Below are 20,363 nucleotides of genomic sequence, written 5' to 3'. Positions count from 1 at the left end.
AACCTCAACTGTACCCATATGTCCTACATTTTCTAAAAGTGACGGCAATTCGTTTTTGATATAAAAAAGTGATGTCACTTCACAAATCAGGTTCTTTATTCTCTAAATTGCATTAACTTGAATGGTGACACAAACAAAAAAGCATCACCTTTTTGGCGATGCTTAAAAACTCTATTTTACGTTTTAGTCCCCTAAATAAAGTTTAAGACCATGGTGACCGAAACTACACCTATACTTCCTTTCCTTCCTTCACTGCCTCTTTCAAACTTTGCAACATATACCCAATTCCTTTACACCCCTCTAGCGGATATGTAATCATTTCTTCTGGATATAACTTTGTCACTACTTTTTTATGCTTCTTCCCAGCTAGTAAGACGATTTCGTCAAACTGTAGTAAACTTTTATCTACCATCTGTTTTTGTAATTGCTCTATACTTATTACCTCATCGCTTTTTGAATCAAATGCAAGATCATAGTTTTCTAATACAATATCATTTGGTCTTAAAAATCCATGTTTCGCTGATAATATAACCCAGTTTTCGAAAAACATAGTTGCGTACGCCTGACATGCTTTTCCAAACGGACTAATATATACATCTTTTGCTTCCATCGGTCCGTAGTCTAAATGTTTATCCCAAATTTTCTTTTTTCCACATGGAATTATACATAGTCTTTTCATATATATTTCTACTCCCTTTACTTTGGTAAATAAAATTCGTTATTTTGTACATTTTTCTCTCGAAATACTATATAATAATTCTGAAAGTTAAAATTACACATTTTACCATATACGTACTATATATTACTCTCATTGCAAATATTATAATACCATAAAAATTTTTCATTTTTTCTTCAAAATAATGAAAATAAATTATAATACTATCATGTATTAATAAAACAATAAAGGAGGTTCATAAAAATGAAAAATATTATCCCTGCACTATTAGTCTATTTTATCGTTTGCGTTATTTCCGTTATCATCCCAGCATCTGAAGGCTATAATTATGTCGGCTGGAAGTTATTTGTTGGGCAAGTGTATGCGATACCTATTTTCTTCATTACTACGATAATCACATTTTATATAAACAAGAAAAAATCTTACGAATAAACGATTATAAGGATAGCTAACGCTATCCTTATTTTAATTCGTTAATCAAAACTTTATATCCTTTCTTCTAAAAAGTTAAACACAACATCTGTATTTCAGCGTTTAAACGCAGTTCCTCTGAAATCCAGCTCTCTAATTTTGAAACAGATGCAATTTTTTTCAAAAAGCCCCTGTAATTTACTTTTCAATACTTCCATATCATTAAGCATACACAATGCGACTGTTTAAAAGTTAAAAATTTCTGCTTATTATAAATAAAAAAGGACAAGCAGTCAATCTGACTACTTGTCCTTACTGTTCATCTGTACGCAATACGATTAAGCTTGGAATGCTTCTGTTAATACTGGTACGATTTGTTTTTTACGAGATACAACACCTTTTAAAGTAGCTGTGTTGTTTTCTAGTGATACGTTGTATGCTTTCTCAACAACATTTGCTGCTTTACCGATCGCAAGACCGACAGAATCGTTAGTTAAGATATCAGTTACAACGAATAAGAATAGGTCTAAACCTTTTTCTTCTACTACTGCAGAGATTACTTTTTCAAGTTCCGCTTGGTGTACAAGAACGTCGTTTGTATCAACAGCGTTTACTTGTGCGATTTCAACTTTCGCATTACCCATTTGGAATTCTTTAGCGTCAAGAGAGATTAATTGCTCCATTGTTTTTCCGCTTAAGTCAGCACCAGCTTTTAACATTTCTAAGCCGTAGTTATCTGCATCTACACCAGCGATTTCCGCTAATTCACGAGCAGCTGCTACGTCTTGTTCTGTGCAAGTTGGAGATTTGAATAGTAAAGAATCTGAAATGATTGCAGATAACATTAAACCTGCAACTTCTTTACGAATTGTTACGCCATTTTCTTTGTACATTTTGTTTAAGATTGTAGCTGTACAGCCAACTGGCTCACAACGATAGTATATAGGATCGCTTGTTTCAAAGTTAGCAATACGGTGATGGTCAATAACTTCTAACACACGAACTGATTCGATATCGTTAGCACTTTGTTGACGCTCGTTATGGTCAACTAAAATAACGTTGTCCACTTCGCTTGCTACTGTCTCAACAAAACGCGGTCCTTCTACTTTAAAATAGTCTAACGCAAATTGAGTTTCACCGCTGATTTCGCCTAAACGTACAGGCTCAGCATTCATTCCTAATTCTTTTTTCAATTCTGCATAAGCAATTGCAGAACAAATTGCATCTGTATCTGGGTTTTTATGCCCGAAAACTAGTACTTTTTCCATGTTTTCCACCTCTTCATGAAAAGGATATCTTAAAGAAGCAAATATGACAATATTTAAAGCATATTTTTTTATAAATAATTGCACTTTCTTCTATATTTTTCATCATTTTCATAAAAAAAATCATCTAAAATGAATTAGATGATCGAAATATATGTTTCAATTAAAATAGTGTAGGAGTTTGCACTACGTTGTTAAAAGCGAAATTTGAAGCTAAGCCATTATTCACAAGGTTTACATCTATAACTTGATAAAACGCATTTCCAGTGTCTGCAATTTCCCAAACAGCTAAAATAAGATGGTATCCACTACGGTCAGTTGGTACATTTGCTTCGTGCGTTACTGTTGTCCCTGGTCTAGCTCCACCGTCATTTTTCACATAGAATGGCACTAAATCTAAATCTGATCGCGTTAAAGGTTTATTTGGATTCCAACCTTTTTTCGTAATATAATATTTCCACTCTTTTGTACTATGAGGAGCCGTTAGTTTCCACTTGAATGTATTCGTTCCGCCATTTAACGTAACTTTCTTCCACCTATCTACAGTTTGAACATCTAACGCAGGAAAATGACCAGCCCCTGCAATTTGTCCATCAGAAGGTCCTAGTTGCGGAAATCCACCTATCCCTTCTACACTTTGTGGTTCATATTGAATCGGTCCACAATTTACATTTACCCCTTGCTTACATAAATAAGATCGGCTCGCTGGTGATTCTACATATCCATGAGCTGAAGCCTTTTCTGAAAATCCAAATGTTAATAATCCCGTAAGTAATACGCCACCACTTAAAATAACTTTCTTCATCTTTTGTAAACTATTCTTTTTCATTCTTTCATCCCCTTCCAATAATAAAGCGAAAATAACTATAGTTGCCTAGTCATCTTCTCTACATTTATTATAAGACGAGAATCATTACTAAAAGAACCCTCTAAAAACTTTCTCAAATTCATTTAGTGCGTTAATTAGATTATAATTAACTATTTTAACACCGCCAGAAAAATATAGACGGTGTTAAAAATAGTCGTTTATTATTCACTTACTAATAATTAAGCACTCTCCCCGTTTGATTATACCTTAAATGTTTTTATAATAAATAACCGTAGCATCTAACTTACCATTCGGAGAAATTGCATACCCTGGTATTGTTCCAACTTCTTGGTAGTCTAGTGATTTGTACAGTTTATTGGAAGGATCTCCTTCTCTAGTATCTAATACTAAAAGAGACCTGTTTTCTTGCTTTGCTCGTTCCTCTACTTTTTGCATAAGCGATCGTCCAATACCGTTACGTCTAAAGTTTGGATGAGTCATTAATTTGCAAATCTCGGCTCTATGAATTCCGTTAGGCTTAGTAACTAATTGTAATTGAATACTCCCTGCTACTTCGTTGTTTATTTTAGCCACATACAATATCACTTCTGGCGCTAATACTGTTTGCCAATACTTTGTTGCGTCTTTTTGTTCCAGTGGAGGCAAAAAACCAATTGATGCCCCATCATTTACAACCATTTTCAAAAGTTTCGAAAGTTCTTCCATATCATTTTCTAGTTGCTTTATTTCTTCAATTACTAAATTTCGCATTACTTTTCCCCCTTTTGTTTCATTGTAACAATTTTTAAAGAAGGAATAATGAAATAATAAGATGAATTTATAGAAAGATATGATTTTTTGTGAAAGGATAACGATATGAAATATATATTAGATAGAACGTACGCAAAAGAATTACTCGAATGGGCATATGAACAAAACCCGGGCCCTTGGTTTGAACATTCACTACATGTTGCTCATGCAACTGAAAACATAATTATAGAACTTATTAAAAATGGGTATAACCTAGATGCTGACATAGCATATAACGCTGCCCTTTTGCATGATATCGGAAGATACAAAGGTTTTACCAAATCGGTCATTCATTCCTATGATGGTTATATGTATATGAATGATTTAGGGTATACAGGAAACGCTGTTATTTGTGTGACACACTCATTCCCATGCAAAAATGAACATATAGATATCGCAGCGGAATGGAGTCTCGTTCCTGACCATATGAGAAGCCGGTTAGTTGAAATATTAAATGGACATTGTAACTACGACTTATACAATAAAGTAATTACTCTTTGTGACGCTCTTGCTGATGCGGGTGGCTTTACTACGCTGGAAAGAAGATTAATTTCTGTTGGTTTGCGTCATGGTACAACATCTCATACATCTTTACATTGGAAAGGGTTTTATGCGATTAAGAAAGAATTAGAAGCTTTAATCGGTAAGAGTATATACACAGTTCTTCCTGATGTAGAAAAATCTATTTATGAAGATATAGAATATTAAATTGAATACAAATTTAATTTCAAATAAAAAACGTTTTAAACATAAAGTTTAAAACGTTTTTTTATTCAATGCTTTTGATTTTTCAGTTCTGTTAAACACTCTTGCACTAAAGTTACCGCTTGACTCATCGCAGCTCCGCCAGCAAATGCTGCTGAAACACCACATGCTTCCAGAATCTCTTTATCCGAACATCCTTGATCAAGACAACCTTTTGTATGATAAATTGTACAATACTCATCTTGCGTTGCTAAACTAATTCCTAATGCAATAAGTTGCTTTTCTCTTTTTGTTAAAGCACCCTCTTGAAAACAAGCTTGCGTGAACGCATTATATGTCTCAGCGATTTCAGGAATTTGATTTGTAAAACTACCTATACCTTCTTTATAATGATGTAGAATATCATTTATCGAACTATGTTGCTCATGTTCCATCTTATTCCCTCCAGTCATATTATCCATACTTATTGTAGTATGTGATGAAATGAAGGTAATATACCTTCATTAGAATTAAGAATTTTCAGTTAACTTAAGTTATAATTTTAAATTATCATCTACAATAACTTTTTCTCTAGAACTTTTTCTTTCAACCTCTTTACTTCTTTCTTCCCAAAATGTTAATCCTTCAATCCCCACATTTTTAGGATTAAATACTGGATCTTTCCCTTCTTTTTTCTGCGTTTCATAATCTTTTAACACTTTTAATGCGGTTTTACTTAAAAGTAAGATTGCGATTAAGTTTAACCATGCCATACTACCGATTCCTAAATCTCCAAGATTCCATAAAAGCGACGCTGATTCAACACTACCAATGTAAACCATAATTAAAAATCCAAATTTTAAAACTGGTTTTAACCAGCCATACTTCAGTTGACGATCTAAATAAGTAAGTGTCGTTTCAGCGATATAGTAATAAGCGAGTAACGTTGTAAATGCAAAAAAGAAAATCGCAATTGAAATAAATATTGGACCAAACCCTGTTATCACAGTTTCAACTGCTTGTTGCGTATAAATTGGACCTGCTTCCACATTTCCTATGTTTTTTACAATAGCGCTTTTCCCTTCAGGTATAACATTATACATACCTGTAATTAATATCATAAGAGCTGTCGCTGTACATACGACAATTGTATCAATATATACGGAAAACGCTTGAACTAATCCTTGTTTTGCAGGATGCGATACTTCAGCAGCAGCCGAACTATACGTTGCTTCTCCGACACCAGCAACGTTTGAAAATACAGCGCGTTTTACACCCCATGCAATAGCTGCACCAACAATTCCACCAAACATTTCATTTACACCAAATGCGCTAGAGAAAATTAAAGCAAACATACTTGGAATCTCCGTTACATTCGCAATTAATATGATACATGTAACAATTACATAACCAATTGCCATAAATGGAACAAGCATTTGAGAAACGCCAGCAATTCTCTTTACACCACCAAAAATAATTGCTGCTAGTAACACGACTAAAAATATACCAGTTATATATTTGTTAATACCATTAGAGTTTTCGAATCCAACTGCGATACTACTAGATTGAATACCTGGTAATAACATGCCATATGAAAGTGTTACAACTACCGCTACAATGACTGCAAACCATTTCATTTTTAAACCTTTCTCAATGAAATATGGAGTACCGCCGCGATATTCATTCCCTACTTTACTTTTGTATACTTGAGATAATGTTGATTCAACAAACGCACTCGCTGCCCCTAACAAAGCCATTACCCACATCCAAAATACAGCTCCAGGCCCGCCGAAAGCAATTGCTGTCGCTACCCCTGCAATATTACCAATTCCAACTCTTCCTGATAAGGCTAAACAAAATGCCTGAAAAGATGATATTCCCGTCTCTGAACTCTTTCCTTCAAATAATAGTTTAATCATCTCTTTAAAATAACGAATTTGCAAAAAGCGTGTTGCAATCGTGAAATATACGCCTGCCCCTAATGCAAAAACAACTAAACCGATACTCCACACTTGCCCTACTAACCATTCTACTAAATTCTCCATCCAAATCCCCCTTATCATTCTTTGGAAAAGCAATTTTGTATATAAAAAAAAACGGACAACTATTATCAAACTTTCTAGTTGTCCGCATCTTTCATTATTTCATCCCTCAATTTTTATCAGTAAAACGCCCTATTATTTTATATTTACCCAAACACTTTTCACTTCTGTATAATTATCAAGCGCATATGAACCTAATTCGCGGCCAATACCTGATTGTTTATATCCACCAAATGGTGTAGCTGCATTTTCTAAGTTATAATCATTAATCCACACTGTTCCTGCTTTTAATTTATTTGCCACTTGATGACCCGTTTTGATATTTTGCGTCCATACACCCGCAGCAAGGCCATAGGATGAGTTGTTCGCTCGTTCAATTACTTCTTCTGTCGAATCAAATGGAAGTACAACAACAACTGGTCCAAATATTTCTTCCTTAACGATTGTCATATCGTCTGTAACATCTGTGAATACAGTTGGTTTAACGAAATAACCTTTTTCAAGCGCACGTTCGCCACCAGCCGCAACTGTAGCACCTTCTTTCTTCCCTTGCTCAATGTAATGTAACACACGCTCTTGTTGTTTCTTAGATACGAGTGGACCCATTTCCGTTTCTTTATCCATACCTGCTCCAAGTTTTACGTTGTTCGCCATTTTCACAAGTGCATCTACTACAGTTTCATAATGTTTACGATGAACAAATACACGTGATCCTGCGCTACAATTTTGACCGTGATTATACATAATACCTTGGAATGCACCATTAATTGCTTCTTCCAAGTCCGCATCTTCTAAAATGATATTTGGTGATTTGCCGCCAAGCTCTAACGTTACATGCTTAATCATTTCTGCAGATTGACGCATAATATACTTTCCTGTAACAGTAGATCCTGTAAAAGCAACTTTATCAATGTCATGATGATTTACAATTGCAGCCCCTGCTTCAGGACCAAAGCCTGATACAAAGTTTACAACGCCGTTTGGAAATCCAGCCTCTTTAAAGAGTTTCGCTGTATATAGTAAAGATAAAGGCGTTTGCTCTGCTGGCTTTAATACAATCGTACAACCTGTCGCCAGTGCAGCTCCCATTTTCCAAGAAGACATAACGAGCGGAAAATTCCACGGAATAATTTGTCCTACAACACCAACAGGTTCATGTCTCGTATAATTCAAGTAATCTTTTGAAATCGGGATTGTTTGCCCAATAATTTTTGTAGCCCATCCTGCGTAATAACGATAATTTTCTACAGTCGCTGAAATATCATCATCAAGTGCTACTTGATATGGCTTTCCATTATCTAAAGCTTCTAGTTGCGCTAATTCTTCTCTATGTTCTTCAATTAAATCTGCTAATTTATAAATAAGATGCGCTCTTTCGGCAGTAGTCATTTCTGCCCACGGGCCAGATTCAAATGCAGATCTTGCCGCTTTTACTGCAGCATCAATATCCTCTTCTTGCGCTTCACATACGACTGCTAGAACCTCTTCTGTTGCTGGATTGTACGTTTCAAACGTCTTTCCGCCAATAGCAGAAACAAATTCGCCATTAATAAACATTTTAATTTCTTCATTTAAAAACGCTTCCACTTTTGGTTTCAGCTCAATATTTGTCTTTAACATTATGTTCTCCTCCTTATTTAAACAGTTGCATGAGCTGCAATATTTGATAAAATCGTTTGAAGCTTTTGATCTTCTTCTACAGTTAACCCTAGTCTTGGATAGCGAGAAGGTCCTCCCGCTTGCCCATGTAATTCCATAGAACGTTTAACGATTTGAACATATTTCCCTGATCCTTCAAGAAACTCGCAAAGTGGTAAAATAGCATCGTTTATTTCCCACGCCTTTTCTAATTCACCATTTTGAAAATGCTCATACATTTTTGTAACGAGACCGGGAACGATATTTCCTGCTACTGAAACCCATCCCGAGGCACCAACTAAATATGATTCCATAACTAAATCTTCAGAACCACAGAAGACTTGGAAAGCCCCTTCACTTTGTCTTACTAAATCTCTTGCTTTTCGAATATCTCCGCTAGATTCTTTAATATGTGTAACATTTTCACACTCTTTTCCAATACGGAGCATTAGCTCTGTACTCATATCGACACCAGAAGTAAATGGGTTATTGTATAGCATAATTGGTATATTTACAGAGTTTGAGATTTCTTTAAAATGAAAATAAATCTCCTCTTCCTTCGGTTTACAATAGTAAGAGTTTATAATTAATGCACAATCCGCTCCGTGCGCTTCTGCATGTTTCGTATATTCAATTGTTTCTTTTGTGGTCTCTGCTGCAGTTCCAACAATGACTGGAATACGGCCATCAATTTCTTTCAACACAGTTTCTACCATTTTAAATCGCTCTTCTTTTGATAAACTTACAAACTCTCCTGTACTTCCATTAATGATAATACCTGCAACCTTTTGTTCGATAAAGTAATTTACATTTTGTTTTACCCCATCCCAATTAATTTCCTGAAATTCATCCATCGGTGTTATTAATACTGGAAATGCCCCTTTAATTTTTTGCATATTTATCTCTCCCTATCACATTTTATTTTAATAAGAATCCTGCCGGAAACGGATCCGTAGGGTCTAATAGAAACGTCTGCATCCCTGTAATAAATCCTCTACTTTCAAAACGGAAAATGTATCCTAGTTCCTCCTTCTTCACTTTTTCCACAGTTATAAAACTATTAAATATACTTTCATTTTTAAAAGGTTTATCCGCCATATAATCATTTTTAAATAATGCATGAACATAGGAAACGATAGTAGAAACAAAACCTGGCGAACGTACGATAAAGTTATCTTCATGAAATGTAATCGACTTTATATGGTTCTTTTCTTTTTGCGAAGGATCTACTAAAATAAGCCTTTTTATTAGCGACTGTTTTTGTATAGCCTGCAGTGTAGCTTCTCCCCATCTTTTCAATTCAGAAATGTTTTCAACACGAATTTCTGGCGAATACGCACCTTTTTCTACAACTGCATATACTTTATCTGCTTGTATGAGAGAATAACTTACATTACCAACCTGTAAATTTTCCTCAATCAAATAGCAAAGTTTGCTTTCAAACGAAACAGATATAACTTCATCATTCTCTACATACGCATGAACTAAAAATATTCCAGATAACGTTTCAATTTTGTATTGATTGGACTCTCTCTTTTTTAAATACCCACTTTCGAGTAACATCGTTATTACCGCAACAATGCCCCCATAATGAAGCGGAATCGAACCTTCATGATTAAAAAATAATACAGCTGCATCCACTTCATTATGGATAGATGGAACGACAATACACCCATTCAAACCGATAAAACCACGTGGTTCATTTAATAAAAGCTTCATCTCTTCTGCTAATTCACCTGAAAATTGTTCATTTAATTGCTCCAAACTGTAGTAGTATTTGCACGGTACGTCTTTCATTACACGAAATGCCTCACCATTTACATGTACGTCTACTGCTGTATACATTTTTTGAATGTTCATTTTATATCCTCCGTTTCATGTTCCATCGGCGGAATTAGCAAAAATCCTTCTTTGAGTGGATCCATTTCATTGTAAAAAAATTTATGCATACCCATAAGCCAAGCTGATCCCGTAATTTTCGTTATGACAGCTTCAATATTTTCAACATGTGTCGTATTCACGACATATCCTTTAAATAAAGAACCAACGATACTCTCATGAATGAACTCTTCACCAATTTTGATTTCTTTCTGAGCGTATAATACAGCTAGCTTCGCAGATGTTCCTGTACCGCATGGGGATCGATCTATTCCGCCTGGTGGTACAACAACTGTATTTTTCACATGCGCACATTCATGAGTAGCATCTGTATAAAATTCAACATGTGTTAATCCTCTAATAAACGAATACTCTGGATGAATGATTTCAAACTTCTCATTAATTGTGTTTCTTATATGAATCGCCTTATCGATGATTGTAGGTGCATTTTCTGGTATTAATTCTAGGCCTACTGACTTCGCATCAATAATGGCATAAAAATTCCCTCCATACGCAATATCAGCCTCTATAGTCCCAATGTCTTTCACTTGTACAGTAATATTTTTCAATAAAAAAGCTGGTATGTTACAGAAAGATACTTCTTTTGCTTTTCCATCTTGAACAGCAATATCTACTTCCACTAAGCCAGCCGGTGTATCTAGTTTTAAAGAAGTAATCGGTTCAACTACCGGAATTAAACCTGATTCAACTAACGCTGTACATACACCGATTGTATCGTGACCACACATCGGTAAATATCCACCTGTCTCTATGTATATAACACCTATATCAGCCTCAGGATGACACGGGTCTGTTAATAATGCTCCTGACATTACATCATGACCACGCGGTTCATTCATTAACAATTTTCGAATCCAATCATACTCCTTTTTCATATGTAACATCTTCTCTGCCATCGTCTCTCCAATCAACTTTGGAAGTCCACTAATTAATGTCCTCGTTGGATTCCCACCTGTGTGTGTATCAATCGTCGTAAAGACTCTTTGTGACCTCATCTGTTTAACACCCTTTCTGTAAAACGACTCAAACGAAGTGGTTCAATAGGAATAATTGTCTCTTTTTCATTTAATAACTCTTCAATTACTTTTCCAGTAACTGCTGCAAGACTAATCCCATCACCTTCATGTCCAGCGGCAATGAAATAATTCGGAATATGTTCCACTCGTGAAATAATCGGTAAATGATCTTCTGTCCACGGACGTAAACCAGCGTAAGAACGAATTACCATCATATCTGCCATTTTCGGATAAAAGCGAATTGCTCTATTTGCGATACATTTAATGACTTCATTATTTATCCTCGTATGAAATCCTACAAATTCACGACTACTACCAATTAAGAAATTTTGACTTTCAGTAGGCTCAAATACGAGCGCAACCCCGTATTTTTCAGTTAAAGCATCTACTTTTCGTTTTCCGCCAAATTTAGAAATTAAATAACCGAATTCCATTACTTTACGGCATCCTACGTGTTGTTGCCTTGAAGCTACAATAATATGCCCTTTTCTCGGTTCAATTGGTATATTTATATTTAACATCTGACCAATCTTAGGAGCCCACACACCGGCTGCATTTACAACTTGTTGTGCTGTAAAAGTTCCATTCGTAGTTTCTACAACAAATGAACCATCCGTCTCTATTTCCATACTCTTTACTTCCGTCTGCTTAAAAGCTTTTGCGCCAAACTTTTGTGCCTCTGACAGAAGCGAGAAAGCAAGGAGATATGGATTCACAGTTGAATCCGTCGCACATTCTAAACCGCCTAATAAATCCTCAGCAAAAAAAGGCGACTCTTCCCTTATATCTTGCCTATCAAGCATTCGAAACGGTAATCCAGCTTCTTTTTGCCGATTTACCCATTGCTGCGCAGCTTCCATCTCTTCGTCTGACTCACATACGAGAATACTTCCTGGTGCCCTATATTCAAATGAATGCTCTAATTCTTCACTTAAATCAGTTACTAATTTTTGACTTACTAAAGACATTTGACTATCAAATCCTGGGTCTTTATCAATGGCCAAAATATTCCCATCACACCGTGAAGACGTCCCGCTGACAAATTCCCCTTTTTCAATGATTGTTACGTCTCTTCCGTATTTTGAAGTGTAATAAGCGATAGAACACCCTATTATTCCACCACCTATAATTAAAACGTCGCAGTGCCTCACAATATACTCCTCCTTTCCCTAAACCTCTCACTTTCTTTTATGCAATTGACGTGCCAATTTTTCATATATACAATTTCCATAAACAATATTTTTATTTGTAAAAATAATTTAAATTTACAGTAAATAGGTGTATTATTTTTTTATCACTGTCAAAATTTTTATACATAACAGGAGGGCATTATGGCATTTTCATTTCCGACTATACAAGAGTTTTTGGAACGTGTTTTAATCGATCATACATGTAGCCTTAATCACATTAAGCAAGTAAACGAAAGGTTTTATTATCTCCCTTCTACTACAGATGAATATAATTGCGCCATTATTTATGTAGATGACTCATTCACTGCACTAATTGACGCTTTTTCTTATGAATTAGCTGTTATCATCCTTAACGAAAACGATGAGCCGATATGCTGTATAACTTCTCAGCAAATGATTCCATTTCTTTATAAGTCCTACAATGAACTACAGTCATTTTATGACACCGTAATACAAACAACTGACTCTTCTGTTACAGTCATTGATAGTAAAGAATGCGTTCGAACTTGGACAGATGGTGCTGAAAAAATATTTTCAGTCAACCATAATGAAATTATTGGGCAACCGATTACTCATTTTTTTGATTATAAAGACTTGGAAATTTTACAATCTTTACATGATGGAAAAAGCATAGTCGCTCAGTTCCATCAGCCTCGTCCCGATTTATTCGTATTAATTAATTCAAATCCAGTTTATTGTAATGATGAAATTATAGGAGCAGTCGTTTCAGAAACAGATGTTACAAATCAAGTCGCTTTAAATGAAAAACTATTTAATATGTCACATGAAATGCACCGTTTAGAACAAGAAGTGGCAAAGTATAAAGATGAATCCGATCCATTCCTTGCGATGAATGGGAAAAGTCCTGTTATACAAAGAACGATACAATTAGCTAGAAAAGTTTGTTCGGTAAAATCAACTGTTTTAATACTTGGGGAAAGCGGAGTTGGAAAAGAAGTATTTGCGAAAGCAATTCATGAAGCAAGTGAGGCAGCGAAGGCGCCTTTCATTTCGATTAACTGCGGGGCAATTCCAGAAGCGTTATTTGAAAGTGAATTATTCGGTTACGAGCGTGGGGCGTTTTCTGGAGCAAATAGTAAAGGAAAAAAAGGTAAAATTGAACTCGCGCAAGGCGGTACTTTATTTCTTGATGAAATAGGTGAAATGCCACTTGATATGCAAGTAAAACTGTTACGTGTACTGCAAGAGCGAAAGTATTACCGAGTTGGTGGTGAAAAAGAAATTAATATTGATTTCCGTATTATCGCTGCTACAAATCGTGATTTACAAGAAGAAATGAGAAAAGGAACTTTCCGAGAAGATTTATATTACCGCTTAAATGTAGTTAGTTTGCAGATTCCACCCCTGCGCGAAAGACGCGAGGATATTATTGAATTAACCTATTCTTTCTTAAACGATTTTTCAATCAACTACAACAGACCAATTCGTGACCTACCTTCAAGCATTATGCATGAACTGCTTCATTACAATTGGCCAGGTAATATTCGCGAACTTCGAAACGTTGTTGAACGGCTTGTGGTATTCGCAACAGACGGAATTATAAAACAAGAATATTTACCATTTCATACGACTGAAACTTTAGACAACCATACAGCTCATTCCCTATTACTCAGCAACAATAATACAATCCTTTCTTTACAAGAAGAGATGGATGAGCATGAGAAAAAAGTTATTGAAAGGGCTTTACGAATTTTAAATGGGAATAAATTAGAATGCGCAAAACAACTTGGTGTAACAAGGGCTACTTTATATAACCGTTTAAAGAAACTTGGACTTCAATAAAGAATCAGTATGCACCGATCAGGCGTTTACAGGTAGCCCTCTCTCCCTCCTCTATATTGGCATGATTTTTGCATGTATAATTTGTGAAAATCGAACTAGAGGAGGAATACACATGACAAATAAAAACAACTTAATCGTTTGTCGTTGTGAAGAGGTTACATATGGGCAACTTCAATCGACAATTGCTGAATATAACTGCTCGGCAAGAGAATTAAAATTAAGAACACGTGCTGGCATGGGATTTTGCGGTGGTCGCACATGCAGAATAATGATAGATCGAATGATTGAAAATGTGAATCCTGACGTAACTCTTAATGAACTACCGTTAAAATATCAACCACCAATACGTGCAGTTACTTTTGGATCAGTAGGTGAAAGTAAATGAGTAGAATTACACATCACCCTATTTTAGGTACTTTACAAAGTAGTGAGCGTATTACCTTTCAATTTAACGGTCATCAATACGAAGCATATGAACATGAAACGATAGCTGCTGCCCTGTTAGCAAATGAAATAAGGACATTAAGAGTTCATGAAGATAGCGGAACACCGCGAGGTATTTATTGTAATATCGGGCACTGTTCCGAATGCCGCGTGACAGTAAATAATCAAACAAATGTACGCGCATGCTTAACTGTTGTAGAAGAAAACATGGTTGTTGAAAGCGGGAAACAGCATCCGAATATCGTGAGAGAGATGGTGAAAAAGCGATGAGTGATGTAATTATTATAGGTGCAGGGCCAGCGGGATTATCTGCTTCTATCTCTTGTGCTCGTTTCGGACTAAAAGTGCTCGTTATTGATGAATTTATGAAGCCGGGCGGGAGATTGTTAGGACAGTTGCATCAAGAGCCTACTGGAGAATGGTGGAACGGAATAGAAGAATCGAAGCGACTTCATGAAGAAGCAGAATCACTTTCAGTACATATCAGGTGCGGTGTTTCGGTCTATAATTTAGATAGAGATGAAAACAATTGGTTTGTACATACTAATATCGGTACGTTAGAAGCACCTTTCGTACTACTTGCTACTGGAGCTGCGGAATATTCTATTCCCCTTCCTGGCTGGACACTTCCAGGAGTGATGTCAATTGGAGCAGCTCAAGTTATGACAAATGTTCATCGCGTGCAAGTTGGAAAAAAAGGAATTATTATTGGTGCTAACATTTTGTCTTTCGCCATTTTAAGTGAATTGCAATTAGCGGGAATTACAGTGGATCATATTGTACTCCCTGAAAAAAGCGAGTTAAGTCAAAAAGCTGGTGAACCTGAAGAAGTTTTAAACTCTCTTTTAAATGCAGCACATCTCGCTCCTTCTGCTATTTTACGAATAGGTAGCCACTTTATGAAATATGATTGGATTCGAAAAGCTGGATTAACATTCTATCCAAACAGCGGAATGAAAATAAACGGAACGCCACTTCACCTTCGGAAAGCAGCTCTTGAAATTATCGGAACAGATCAAGTTGAAGGTGTACGCATTGCTAATATTGACTCTAAAGGAAATGTTAGCAATAGAACAGAGAAAATATATGAAGCAGATTTTGTATGTATTGCCGGGGGATTATACCCACTTGCCGAACTTGCAGCTGTAGCTGGTTGTCCCTTCCATTACATTTCAGAATTAGGCGGACACGTTCCTCTCCATTCCGAAACAATGGAAACCCCTCTTCCCGGTTTATTTGTAGCCGGCAATATTACGGGCATTGAAAGCGGAAAAATTGCGATGGCGCAAGGAACAGTTGCAGGTCTATCTATTGCTAAATATGCAAGTGAAAAACCTGATATAGTCGACCAACAATTATCTCACGCCATTCAAAACGTTCACTTTGTTCGTCAGAAAGCTACAATTCAGTTTAATCCTATGCTAGATATCGGTAGACGAAAAATGAATGAAATTTGGCGTGATTATTCTTCTACATATGCACATACTAAAAAGAGCTGCTGAGATTATTCTCAACAGCTCTTTTCTCTACTCATCTGAGTTATTAAATTTCGCTAATGCGTAAATGCCTTCTTCATCATCTAATTCAAGTTGTAATCTCGCTGCGAATGGATTGACATTATATTCTCTGTCAAGCAATAAGCGTAAAGCTTCGATTAAGTTTGCTTGAATTAAAATTTGCTGGCGACCATTTACCTCTACTTCCGCAGAGAAACCGTAGTCGTCATCATACATGAGTTCAACTAATACTTCTTCTGGACCCACTTGTCTTTTTTCAGCGATATATATACAAAGCGCATTTATAAGCTCTTGTTCAGAAATTTTTATTGTTTCCATGCTACTTCATCTGCTTTCTTCTTACGTTGGTCTTTGAAGTATTTAAATGCACGAACTGCTAACATTACGATACCAGCCATTACTAACATATTTACCATAAACGCTAATACAGAACCAAGAGCTCCCATATTTGCAAATAAGCTACCCATTAGTAAACCACCAAGACCGCCTAGTAATAAACCTTTCATAAAGCTTCCTTTATTACTTTTTGGTGCCGTGTTTGTTGCTTTCGTTTTTGAATCTGGAGTCGTTTTTTGAGAATTTACATTTGATTCTTTTTTGTTTAAATCAACTTTTGACTTTTGACCTGAACTTGGTGTAAATGATTTTTTACCAGATTTGTAACTTTTCGCTGCTGCATGATCTACGAACATAAAGCTGCTAGCCCCAAAGATAACCATGAATGCTGTCATTATTGCTACAAGTTTTTTCAACATATTATATCCATTCTCCTTTTATATAGATATATGTGAAATCTATCTTTCTAGTAAATTCAGAATGATAGATTTGTTTTTAAGAACATTTTAAAGGTTCTTATGAACTTATTATATGAACTTTTGTCGAAATATGCAAGTATTATTTACTTTCAACAGTTTGGTCACAAAGGAAAAATTAAGCAAAACAGAATTGACTTTAAATGAAACAAAACATATTATAAGTTCATAAGAACTTTTTATTATTTTGGAGGTGAAAAGATGGAAACATTTCATCTCACACGAAACGAAATGGCTACCCTTCTTCTATCACTAAGAGGATGGAATACGAAAAAGCCTCTCGGTATTTTACAAGAAGCTTGGGCAAAGTCACATAAAAAAGATATTGAAAGCGGACAAAGCGTTACAGCTTTTATTACTACCGCACTTTCACCTATTTTTGAAAAGCTGATTAAAATTGACGATACTGATGTCGGTTTTTCTTTAAATGAAATAGTTGCGCTTGGCAATCAGATTGAAAACACAAGTTTCTCTGTAACTGCTATGCAAAACTGGGTGAAACGAGATATAAAAGAAATGATTGGCTCTCCTCAAAAAGGGAAAAAATATTCAATTGAACAAGCAGCCTTACTATTTATTGTCGAAGATTTAAAAACAGCACTTGATTTTGAATCCATTCGTAAGCTATTACGCCTTATTGTAAATGACCCAGCTGATCGAAGTGATGATTTAATCAATCCTGTTCATTTATATGTAGCATACTCTTCTTTATTTGAAGAACTCAATCAAGGGAATTGCTTACAATTAAATGCAACAGATACCGTTCATACAATTGAAAACATTGTAAAAGAAAAAGCTGATAAAATCGCAAGCAAGTTCGATCAAATTAATAACGAACAACGCGAAGCAATTCGTAACGCTATTATTATTGCGACCCTTTCTGTACATACCGCTTATGTACAAATGTTAGCAAAGCGTTACGTAACAGCAACTTTATTTTTACAGAACTTAGATGTGAAGCCTTAAAAAAACAAGCATCCCCCGTCATATACCTAGGACAGGGGGATGCTTGTTTTCAATCAATATAAAATACAAAAATCATTTTACATCTAAGTTTCATTATAAAATAACTCTTGATTATGTATTATGTAAAAAACATTACTAACCTAACATTCAACAATGTTCATTTCTTTCTATTAAATTCCTATCACATTTTCTCGATAAACTTAATTACTTCATCTTTATAATTATATTTGTCATTAATTTCTTGTAATAATTCAATATCATGCGTATGAGTTTTTCCTGTCTCTAACAGCTCACGATATAAATCAATGTAAGGAAGATTTTTATTCATGGCATTTTTATATTCCTTTTCTACATCGTAAAAAACCTTTTTAAACCTCACATCAGTAATCCCTGCCTCATCAATTTCAAGAATTGCATACTGAGCACGCAAGTCAGAGTTTAGCTTATTCCACTTGTAAAAAGGTTGTCCAACTGTTCCTGGGTTAATAATTAATTGATCATTGCTACTATAGCGCAACAATTGATGGTGGGTATGAGCGTAAATCGCAATATCATAATCACGATCAAATAGCCGATCAAACTGTTCCTGATTATTAGTGGGCCACAAATCTCCTCCGTAATTTTTATTTTGTAGATTATGACTAATACTGATTGATAAATCATTAACCTGTTTTGTTATATGTAATGGTAAATTTTTAACATGCTTAATATAGTTTTCATCCAGGTTTTCACATTGATACTGAACTAATCTAGAAACATAAATATCAGTTGCGTTATCAATATCAATATTTTTATTAAGAACGTCAAGAAAACTATCTTCCCAGTTTCCTTGTACATAAGTATCAACGTTAATACTTTCTAATATTTCAAACAAATCATTCGATCCAGGACCAGGCATAATTAAATCTCCTAAAAACCAATAATCAGTCACACCTTCTTTCATAGAATCTTCGATAACTGCTTTTAAAGCAGTTGCATTTCCATGTACATCTGCCAGTACAGCAATTTTATGTTTCATGTATTTTATTCCCTCCTCTAAATTTACGTTTCCATCTCATTCATTTTTTATTTTCGAACCAAATCAAATTGAATAGGCATATTCTTTTTTAGGCAATTTTACTATCTCTTGAATGAAATTTGATTTCTCTAAAATGTCCTCTAACTGCCCCTCACTATGGACGTAAATACCACCTGCATATGAACTGTACGCCTTTTTCTCAGTTATTATCGCTAAATTGTTATTTTCCTTTTTAAAATCACCCTCCACTCCTTTTTGAAATGATAAACTTTTAGTTGGTGAAACATAAAGTTGAATTAAAGATACTATTTCAACATCATCTGATTTTGCAAAGCACTGTATTTCATTTAAAATCATTTCATCTTGTAACGGAAGAAAGTCTTCTACTTCTAACTTCTCTCCTTTATGAAAGAAGTTTTGAAGTTCGGGAGTATAGAACGAAAGATTTTTCTCCTCTATCATTTTAAAAATTGTTTGCAGCAATATGTCTTTTCCTATCACAAACGGGTGGCCAAATCCATTATTGTAAAGCCCTTCTTTCATTTTCATTAATTGTTCGATGAAGGGGATTCCCGATTCTTCAATAACAAGTTTACCGTCAATTAAGCGCATGTTAGCAATCAATCCTTCTATCTGTAAACCTTCTAATTCAAGCGACGAATAATATAAATCTCTATTCCAAAAATCTAATTGATCCATTCCTAATGAATTAAATAAGAGCTCATCTATAATTGGAAAAACTCCATCTTCTGTTAAAGCTTTCGTTACATCATCTAATAATCTAGGTGTTTGATTTAAAATCGTACGTATTTCTTCGTCCTCTTGAATGATTCGTACCGTCCACTCACTATGATCTTCACCCGATATTTGCTGAAAACAATGTGAATATGGCCCATGTCCAACATCATGTAGAAGGGCTACAGTAGATACTAGCTTTCGTTCATATTTCGATAAATGTATGTCACCAATCTCAGTAAGATGTTCTATCACTTTATTTACTAGCACATATACACCTATCGAATGTTCTTTCCTCGTATGTATTGCGTTCTCATGTAAAAAATAAGTATGTCCTTGTTGTTTAATATTCGCCAACCTTTGAAATGCTTTTGTATCTATCAATCGAAGGATATCTCTATCACGAATAGAGATTGGTCTATAAATCGGATCTGTAATATACATACGTTCTCCTCCTATTTTTGTAAATGAAAGACCTATATCATTATACTTAATTTTCAGTCTATTATCATTGATATATGAGAAATTTTTAATAATCTTTTCATTAACCGTTCATGAAAACGTAGCTTATATACTTTACTATAATACTTATGAGAGACATAAAAGAATTGAAATAGCAATCCCCTATG

General features: G+C 35.0%; 22 protein-coding genes. 7 read left to right on the top strand and 15 right to left on the bottom strand.

Translation table 11 applies throughout. The features are described from left to right. Nucleotides 1–229: 229 nt before the first annotated feature. A complete protein-coding gene (locus MKY38_RS08310) occupies nt 230–679 on the bottom strand; it encodes a DUF6884 domain-containing protein (RefSeq protein WP_070180199.1) in 450 nt (149 codons plus the stop codon). A gap of 240 nt (nt 680–919) precedes the next feature. On the opposite strand from MKY38_RS08310, the gene MKY38_RS08305 reads away from it, so the two are divergent. Next, a complete protein-coding gene (locus MKY38_RS08305; RefSeq protein WP_000789486.1) occupies nt 920–1,108 on the top strand; it encodes a DUF4017 family protein in 189 nt (62 codons plus the stop codon). 317 nt (nt 1,109–1,425) lie between these two features. Here MKY38_RS08305 and ppaC read toward each other — a convergent pair whose 3' ends face one another. From ppaC to MKY38_RS08290, 3 genes are all read right to left on the bottom strand, one after another. After that, nucleotides 1,426–2,355, bottom strand: a complete 930-nt coding sequence (ppaC, locus tag MKY38_RS08300) for a manganese-dependent inorganic pyrophosphatase (RefSeq protein WP_000416865.1) — start codon at nt 2,353–2,355, stop codon at nt 1,426–1,428. A gap of 160 nt (nt 2,356–2,515) precedes the next feature. Then, nucleotides 2,516–3,181: a lytic polysaccharide monooxygenase gene (locus MKY38_RS08295; RefSeq protein WP_016081274.1), complete on the bottom strand. Its 666-nt coding sequence runs from the start codon at nt 3,179–3,181 to the stop codon at nt 2,516–2,518. A gap of 246 nt (nt 3,182–3,427) precedes the next feature. Then, on the bottom strand, nt 3,428–3,931 hold the full coding sequence (locus tag MKY38_RS08290; RefSeq protein WP_065224842.1) for a GNAT family N-acetyltransferase: 504 nt from the start codon (nt 3,929–3,931) through the stop codon (nt 3,428–3,430). Nucleotides 3,932–4,036: 105 nt separating this feature from the next. Between MKY38_RS08290 and MKY38_RS08285 the strand changes: the two genes are divergently transcribed. Further along, nucleotides 4,037–4,678 carry an HD domain-containing protein gene (locus tag MKY38_RS08285; RefSeq protein ID WP_070180200.1) on the top strand — a complete coding sequence of 214 codons (642 nt, stop codon included), beginning with the start codon at nt 4,037–4,039 and terminating at the stop codon, nt 4,676–4,678. 65 nt (nt 4,679–4,743) lie between these two features. Here MKY38_RS08285 and MKY38_RS08280 read toward each other — a convergent pair whose 3' ends face one another. From MKY38_RS08280 to MKY38_RS08250, 7 genes are all read right to left on the bottom strand, one after another. Continuing rightward, nucleotides 4,744–5,136: a carboxymuconolactone decarboxylase family protein gene (locus MKY38_RS08280; RefSeq protein ID WP_001999958.1), complete on the bottom strand. Its 393-nt coding sequence runs from the start codon at nt 5,134–5,136 to the stop codon at nt 4,744–4,746. Between the two features lie 72 nt (nt 5,137–5,208). Then, nucleotides 5,209–6,699: an alanine/glycine:cation symporter family protein gene (locus MKY38_RS08275; RefSeq protein ID WP_341048655.1), complete on the bottom strand. Its 1,491-nt coding sequence runs from the start codon at nt 6,697–6,699 to the stop codon at nt 5,209–5,211. 132 nt (nt 6,700–6,831) lie between these two features. After that, nucleotides 6,832–8,316: an aldehyde dehydrogenase family protein gene (locus tag MKY38_RS08270; protein WP_341048653.1), complete on the bottom strand. Its 1,485-nt coding sequence runs from the start codon at nt 8,314–8,316 to the stop codon at nt 6,832–6,834. Nucleotides 8,317–8,333: 17 nt separating this feature from the next. Continuing rightward, nucleotides 8,334–9,230 (bottom strand): 4-hydroxy-tetrahydrodipicolinate synthase, encoded by an 897-nt coding sequence (dapA, locus tag MKY38_RS08265; protein ID WP_341048651.1) that lies wholly within the window; start codon nt 9,228–9,230, stop codon nt 8,334–8,336. A 22-nt stretch (nt 9,231–9,252) separates the two neighbouring features. Then, entirely contained in the window at nt 9,253–10,194 is a 942-nt protein-coding gene (locus tag MKY38_RS08260) for a proline racemase family protein (protein ID WP_001025560.1), read from the bottom strand. Further along, nucleotides 10,191–11,228: a proline racemase family protein gene (locus MKY38_RS08255; RefSeq protein WP_341048649.1), complete on the bottom strand. Its 1,038-nt coding sequence runs from the start codon at nt 11,226–11,228 to the stop codon at nt 10,191–10,193. The genes MKY38_RS08260 and MKY38_RS08255 overlap by 4 nt, the downstream gene beginning before the upstream one ends. Next, nucleotides 11,225–12,400 (bottom strand): NAD(P)/FAD-dependent oxidoreductase, encoded by a 1,176-nt coding sequence (locus tag MKY38_RS08250; protein ID WP_001215265.1) that lies wholly within the window; start codon nt 12,398–12,400, stop codon nt 11,225–11,227. Before MKY38_RS08250 ends, MKY38_RS08255 begins: the two co-directional genes overlap by 4 nt. Before the next feature lie 180 nt (nt 12,401–12,580). Between MKY38_RS08250 and MKY38_RS08245 the strand changes: the two genes are divergently transcribed. The 4 genes from MKY38_RS08245 (at nt 12,581) to MKY38_RS08230 (ending at nt 16,188) form a co-directional block, all read left to right on the top strand. Then, nucleotides 12,581–14,242, top strand: a complete 1,662-nt coding sequence (locus MKY38_RS08245; protein WP_000885731.1) for a sigma-54 interaction domain-containing protein — start codon at nt 12,581–12,583, stop codon at nt 14,240–14,242. A gap of 112 nt (nt 14,243–14,354) precedes the next feature. Then, nucleotides 14,355–14,627, top strand: coding sequence for a (2Fe-2S)-binding protein (locus MKY38_RS08240; RefSeq protein ID WP_000182620.1), 273 nt, complete (start codon nt 14,355–14,357; stop codon nt 14,625–14,627). Next, on the top strand, nt 14,624–14,956 hold the full coding sequence (locus MKY38_RS08235) for a (2Fe-2S)-binding protein (protein ID WP_000087063.1): 333 nt from the start codon (nt 14,624–14,626) through the stop codon (nt 14,954–14,956). The genes MKY38_RS08240 and MKY38_RS08235 overlap by 4 nt, the downstream gene beginning before the upstream one ends. Next, nucleotides 14,953–16,188, top strand: coding sequence for an NAD(P)/FAD-dependent oxidoreductase (locus MKY38_RS08230; RefSeq protein WP_341048647.1), 1,236 nt, complete (start codon nt 14,953–14,955; stop codon nt 16,186–16,188). The genes MKY38_RS08235 and MKY38_RS08230 overlap by 4 nt, the downstream gene beginning before the upstream one ends. 24 nt (nt 16,189–16,212) lie before the next feature. Here MKY38_RS08230 and MKY38_RS08225 read toward each other — a convergent pair whose 3' ends face one another. Both MKY38_RS08225 and MKY38_RS08220 read right to left on the bottom strand, forming a co-directional pair. Further along, a complete protein-coding gene (locus MKY38_RS08225) occupies nt 16,213–16,521 on the bottom strand; it encodes a YxcD family protein (protein WP_000447747.1) in 309 nt (102 codons plus the stop codon). After that, the gene (locus tag MKY38_RS08220; protein ID WP_070180207.1) at nt 16,509–16,958 is read right to left on the bottom strand and encodes a hypothetical protein; all 450 of its coding nucleotides are present in this window, start codon (nt 16,956–16,958) and stop codon (nt 16,509–16,511) included. Before MKY38_RS08220 ends, MKY38_RS08225 begins: the two co-directional genes overlap by 13 nt. A gap of 258 nt (nt 16,959–17,216) precedes the next feature. On the opposite strand from MKY38_RS08220, the gene MKY38_RS08215 reads away from it, so the two are divergent. After that, nucleotides 17,217–17,981, top strand: coding sequence for a DUF1836 domain-containing protein (locus tag MKY38_RS08215; RefSeq protein ID WP_000447231.1), 765 nt, complete (start codon nt 17,217–17,219; stop codon nt 17,979–17,981). A gap of 181 nt (nt 17,982–18,162) precedes the next feature. On the opposite strand, the gene MKY38_RS08210 is transcribed toward MKY38_RS08215, so the two are convergent. Together MKY38_RS08210 and MKY38_RS08205 are read right to left on the bottom strand one after the other, a co-directional pair. Next, entirely contained in the window at nt 18,163–18,999 is an 837-nt protein-coding gene (locus tag MKY38_RS08210; RefSeq protein ID WP_025709494.1) for a metallophosphoesterase family protein, read from the bottom strand. Nucleotides 19,000–19,062: 63 nt separating this feature from the next. Beyond that, a complete protein-coding gene (locus MKY38_RS08205; protein WP_070180208.1) occupies nt 19,063–20,178 on the bottom strand; it encodes an HD domain-containing protein in 1,116 nt (371 codons plus the stop codon). Nucleotides 20,179–20,363: the final 185 nt, after the last annotated feature.

It is taken from the genome of Bacillus sp. FSL R5-0585 (assembly GCF_038004545.1).
Lineage (GTDB): Bacteria > Bacillota > Bacilli > Bacillales > Bacillaceae_G > Bacillus_A > Bacillus_A cereus.
This window is presented reverse-complemented; position numbering and strand designations above follow the sequence as displayed.

What these genes read in the sequence shown, in the direction of transcription:
- MKY38_RS08285 (WP_070180200.1), top strand. Translation starts at nt 4,037, where the DNA reads ATGAAATATATATTAGATAGAACGTACGCAAAAGAATTACTCGAATGG.
- dapA (WP_341048651.1), bottom strand. Translation starts at nt 9,230, where the DNA reads ATGCAAAAAATTAAAGGGGCATTTCCAGTATTAATAACACCGATGGAT.
- ppaC (WP_000416865.1), bottom strand. Translation starts at nt 2,355, where the DNA reads ATGGAAAAAGTACTAGTTTTCGGGCATAAAAACCCAGATACAGATGCA.
- MKY38_RS08210 (WP_025709494.1), bottom strand. Translation starts at nt 18,999, where the DNA reads ATGAAACATAAAATTGCTGTACTGGCAGATGTACATGGAAATGCAACT.
- MKY38_RS08220 (WP_070180207.1), bottom strand. Translation starts at nt 16,958, where the DNA reads ATGTTGAAAAAACTTGTAGCAATAATGACAGCATTCATGGTTATCTTT.
- MKY38_RS08245 (WP_000885731.1), top strand. Translation starts at nt 12,581, where the DNA reads ATGGCATTTTCATTTCCGACTATACAAGAGTTTTTGGAACGTGTTTTA.
- MKY38_RS08295 (WP_016081274.1), bottom strand. Translation starts at nt 3,181, where the DNA reads ATGAAAAAGAATAGTTTACAAAAGATGAAGAAAGTTATTTTAAGTGGT.
- MKY38_RS08205 (WP_070180208.1), bottom strand. Translation starts at nt 20,178, where the DNA reads ATGTATATTACAGATCCGATTTATAGACCAATCTCTATTCGTGATAGA.
- MKY38_RS08215 (WP_000447231.1), top strand. Translation starts at nt 17,217, where the DNA reads ATGGAAACATTTCATCTCACACGAAACGAAATGGCTACCCTTCTTCTA.
- MKY38_RS08305 (WP_000789486.1), top strand. Translation starts at nt 920, where the DNA reads ATGAAAAATATTATCCCTGCACTATTAGTCTATTTTATCGTTTGCGTT.
- MKY38_RS08225 (WP_000447747.1), bottom strand. Translation starts at nt 16,521, where the DNA reads ATGGAAACAATAAAAATTTCTGAACAAGAGCTTATAAATGCGCTTTGT.
- MKY38_RS08290 (WP_065224842.1), bottom strand. Translation starts at nt 3,931, where the DNA reads ATGCGAAATTTAGTAATTGAAGAAATAAAGCAACTAGAAAATGATATG.
- MKY38_RS08235 (WP_000087063.1), top strand. Translation starts at nt 14,624, where the DNA reads ATGAGTAGAATTACACATCACCCTATTTTAGGTACTTTACAAAGTAGT.
- MKY38_RS08280 (WP_001999958.1), bottom strand. Translation starts at nt 5,136, where the DNA reads ATGGATAATATGACTGGAGGGAATAAGATGGAACATGAGCAACATAGT.
- MKY38_RS08270 (WP_341048653.1), bottom strand. Translation starts at nt 8,316, where the DNA reads ATGTTAAAGACAAATATTGAGCTGAAACCAAAAGTGGAAGCGTTTTTA.
- MKY38_RS08310 (WP_070180199.1), bottom strand. Translation starts at nt 679, where the DNA reads ATGAAAAGACTATGTATAATTCCATGTGGAAAAAAGAAAATTTGGGAT.
- MKY38_RS08255 (WP_341048649.1), bottom strand. Translation starts at nt 11,228, where the DNA reads ATGAGGTCACAAAGAGTCTTTACGACGATTGATACACACACAGGTGGG.
- MKY38_RS08230 (WP_341048647.1), top strand. Translation starts at nt 14,953, where the DNA reads ATGAGTGATGTAATTATTATAGGTGCAGGGCCAGCGGGATTATCTGCT.
- MKY38_RS08260 (WP_001025560.1), bottom strand. Translation starts at nt 10,194, where the DNA reads ATGAACATTCAAAAAATGTATACAGCAGTAGACGTACATGTAAATGGT.
- MKY38_RS08240 (WP_000182620.1), top strand. Translation starts at nt 14,355, where the DNA reads ATGACAAATAAAAACAACTTAATCGTTTGTCGTTGTGAAGAGGTTACA.
- MKY38_RS08275 (WP_341048655.1), bottom strand. Translation starts at nt 6,699, where the DNA reads ATGGAGAATTTAGTAGAATGGTTAGTAGGGCAAGTGTGGAGTATCGGT.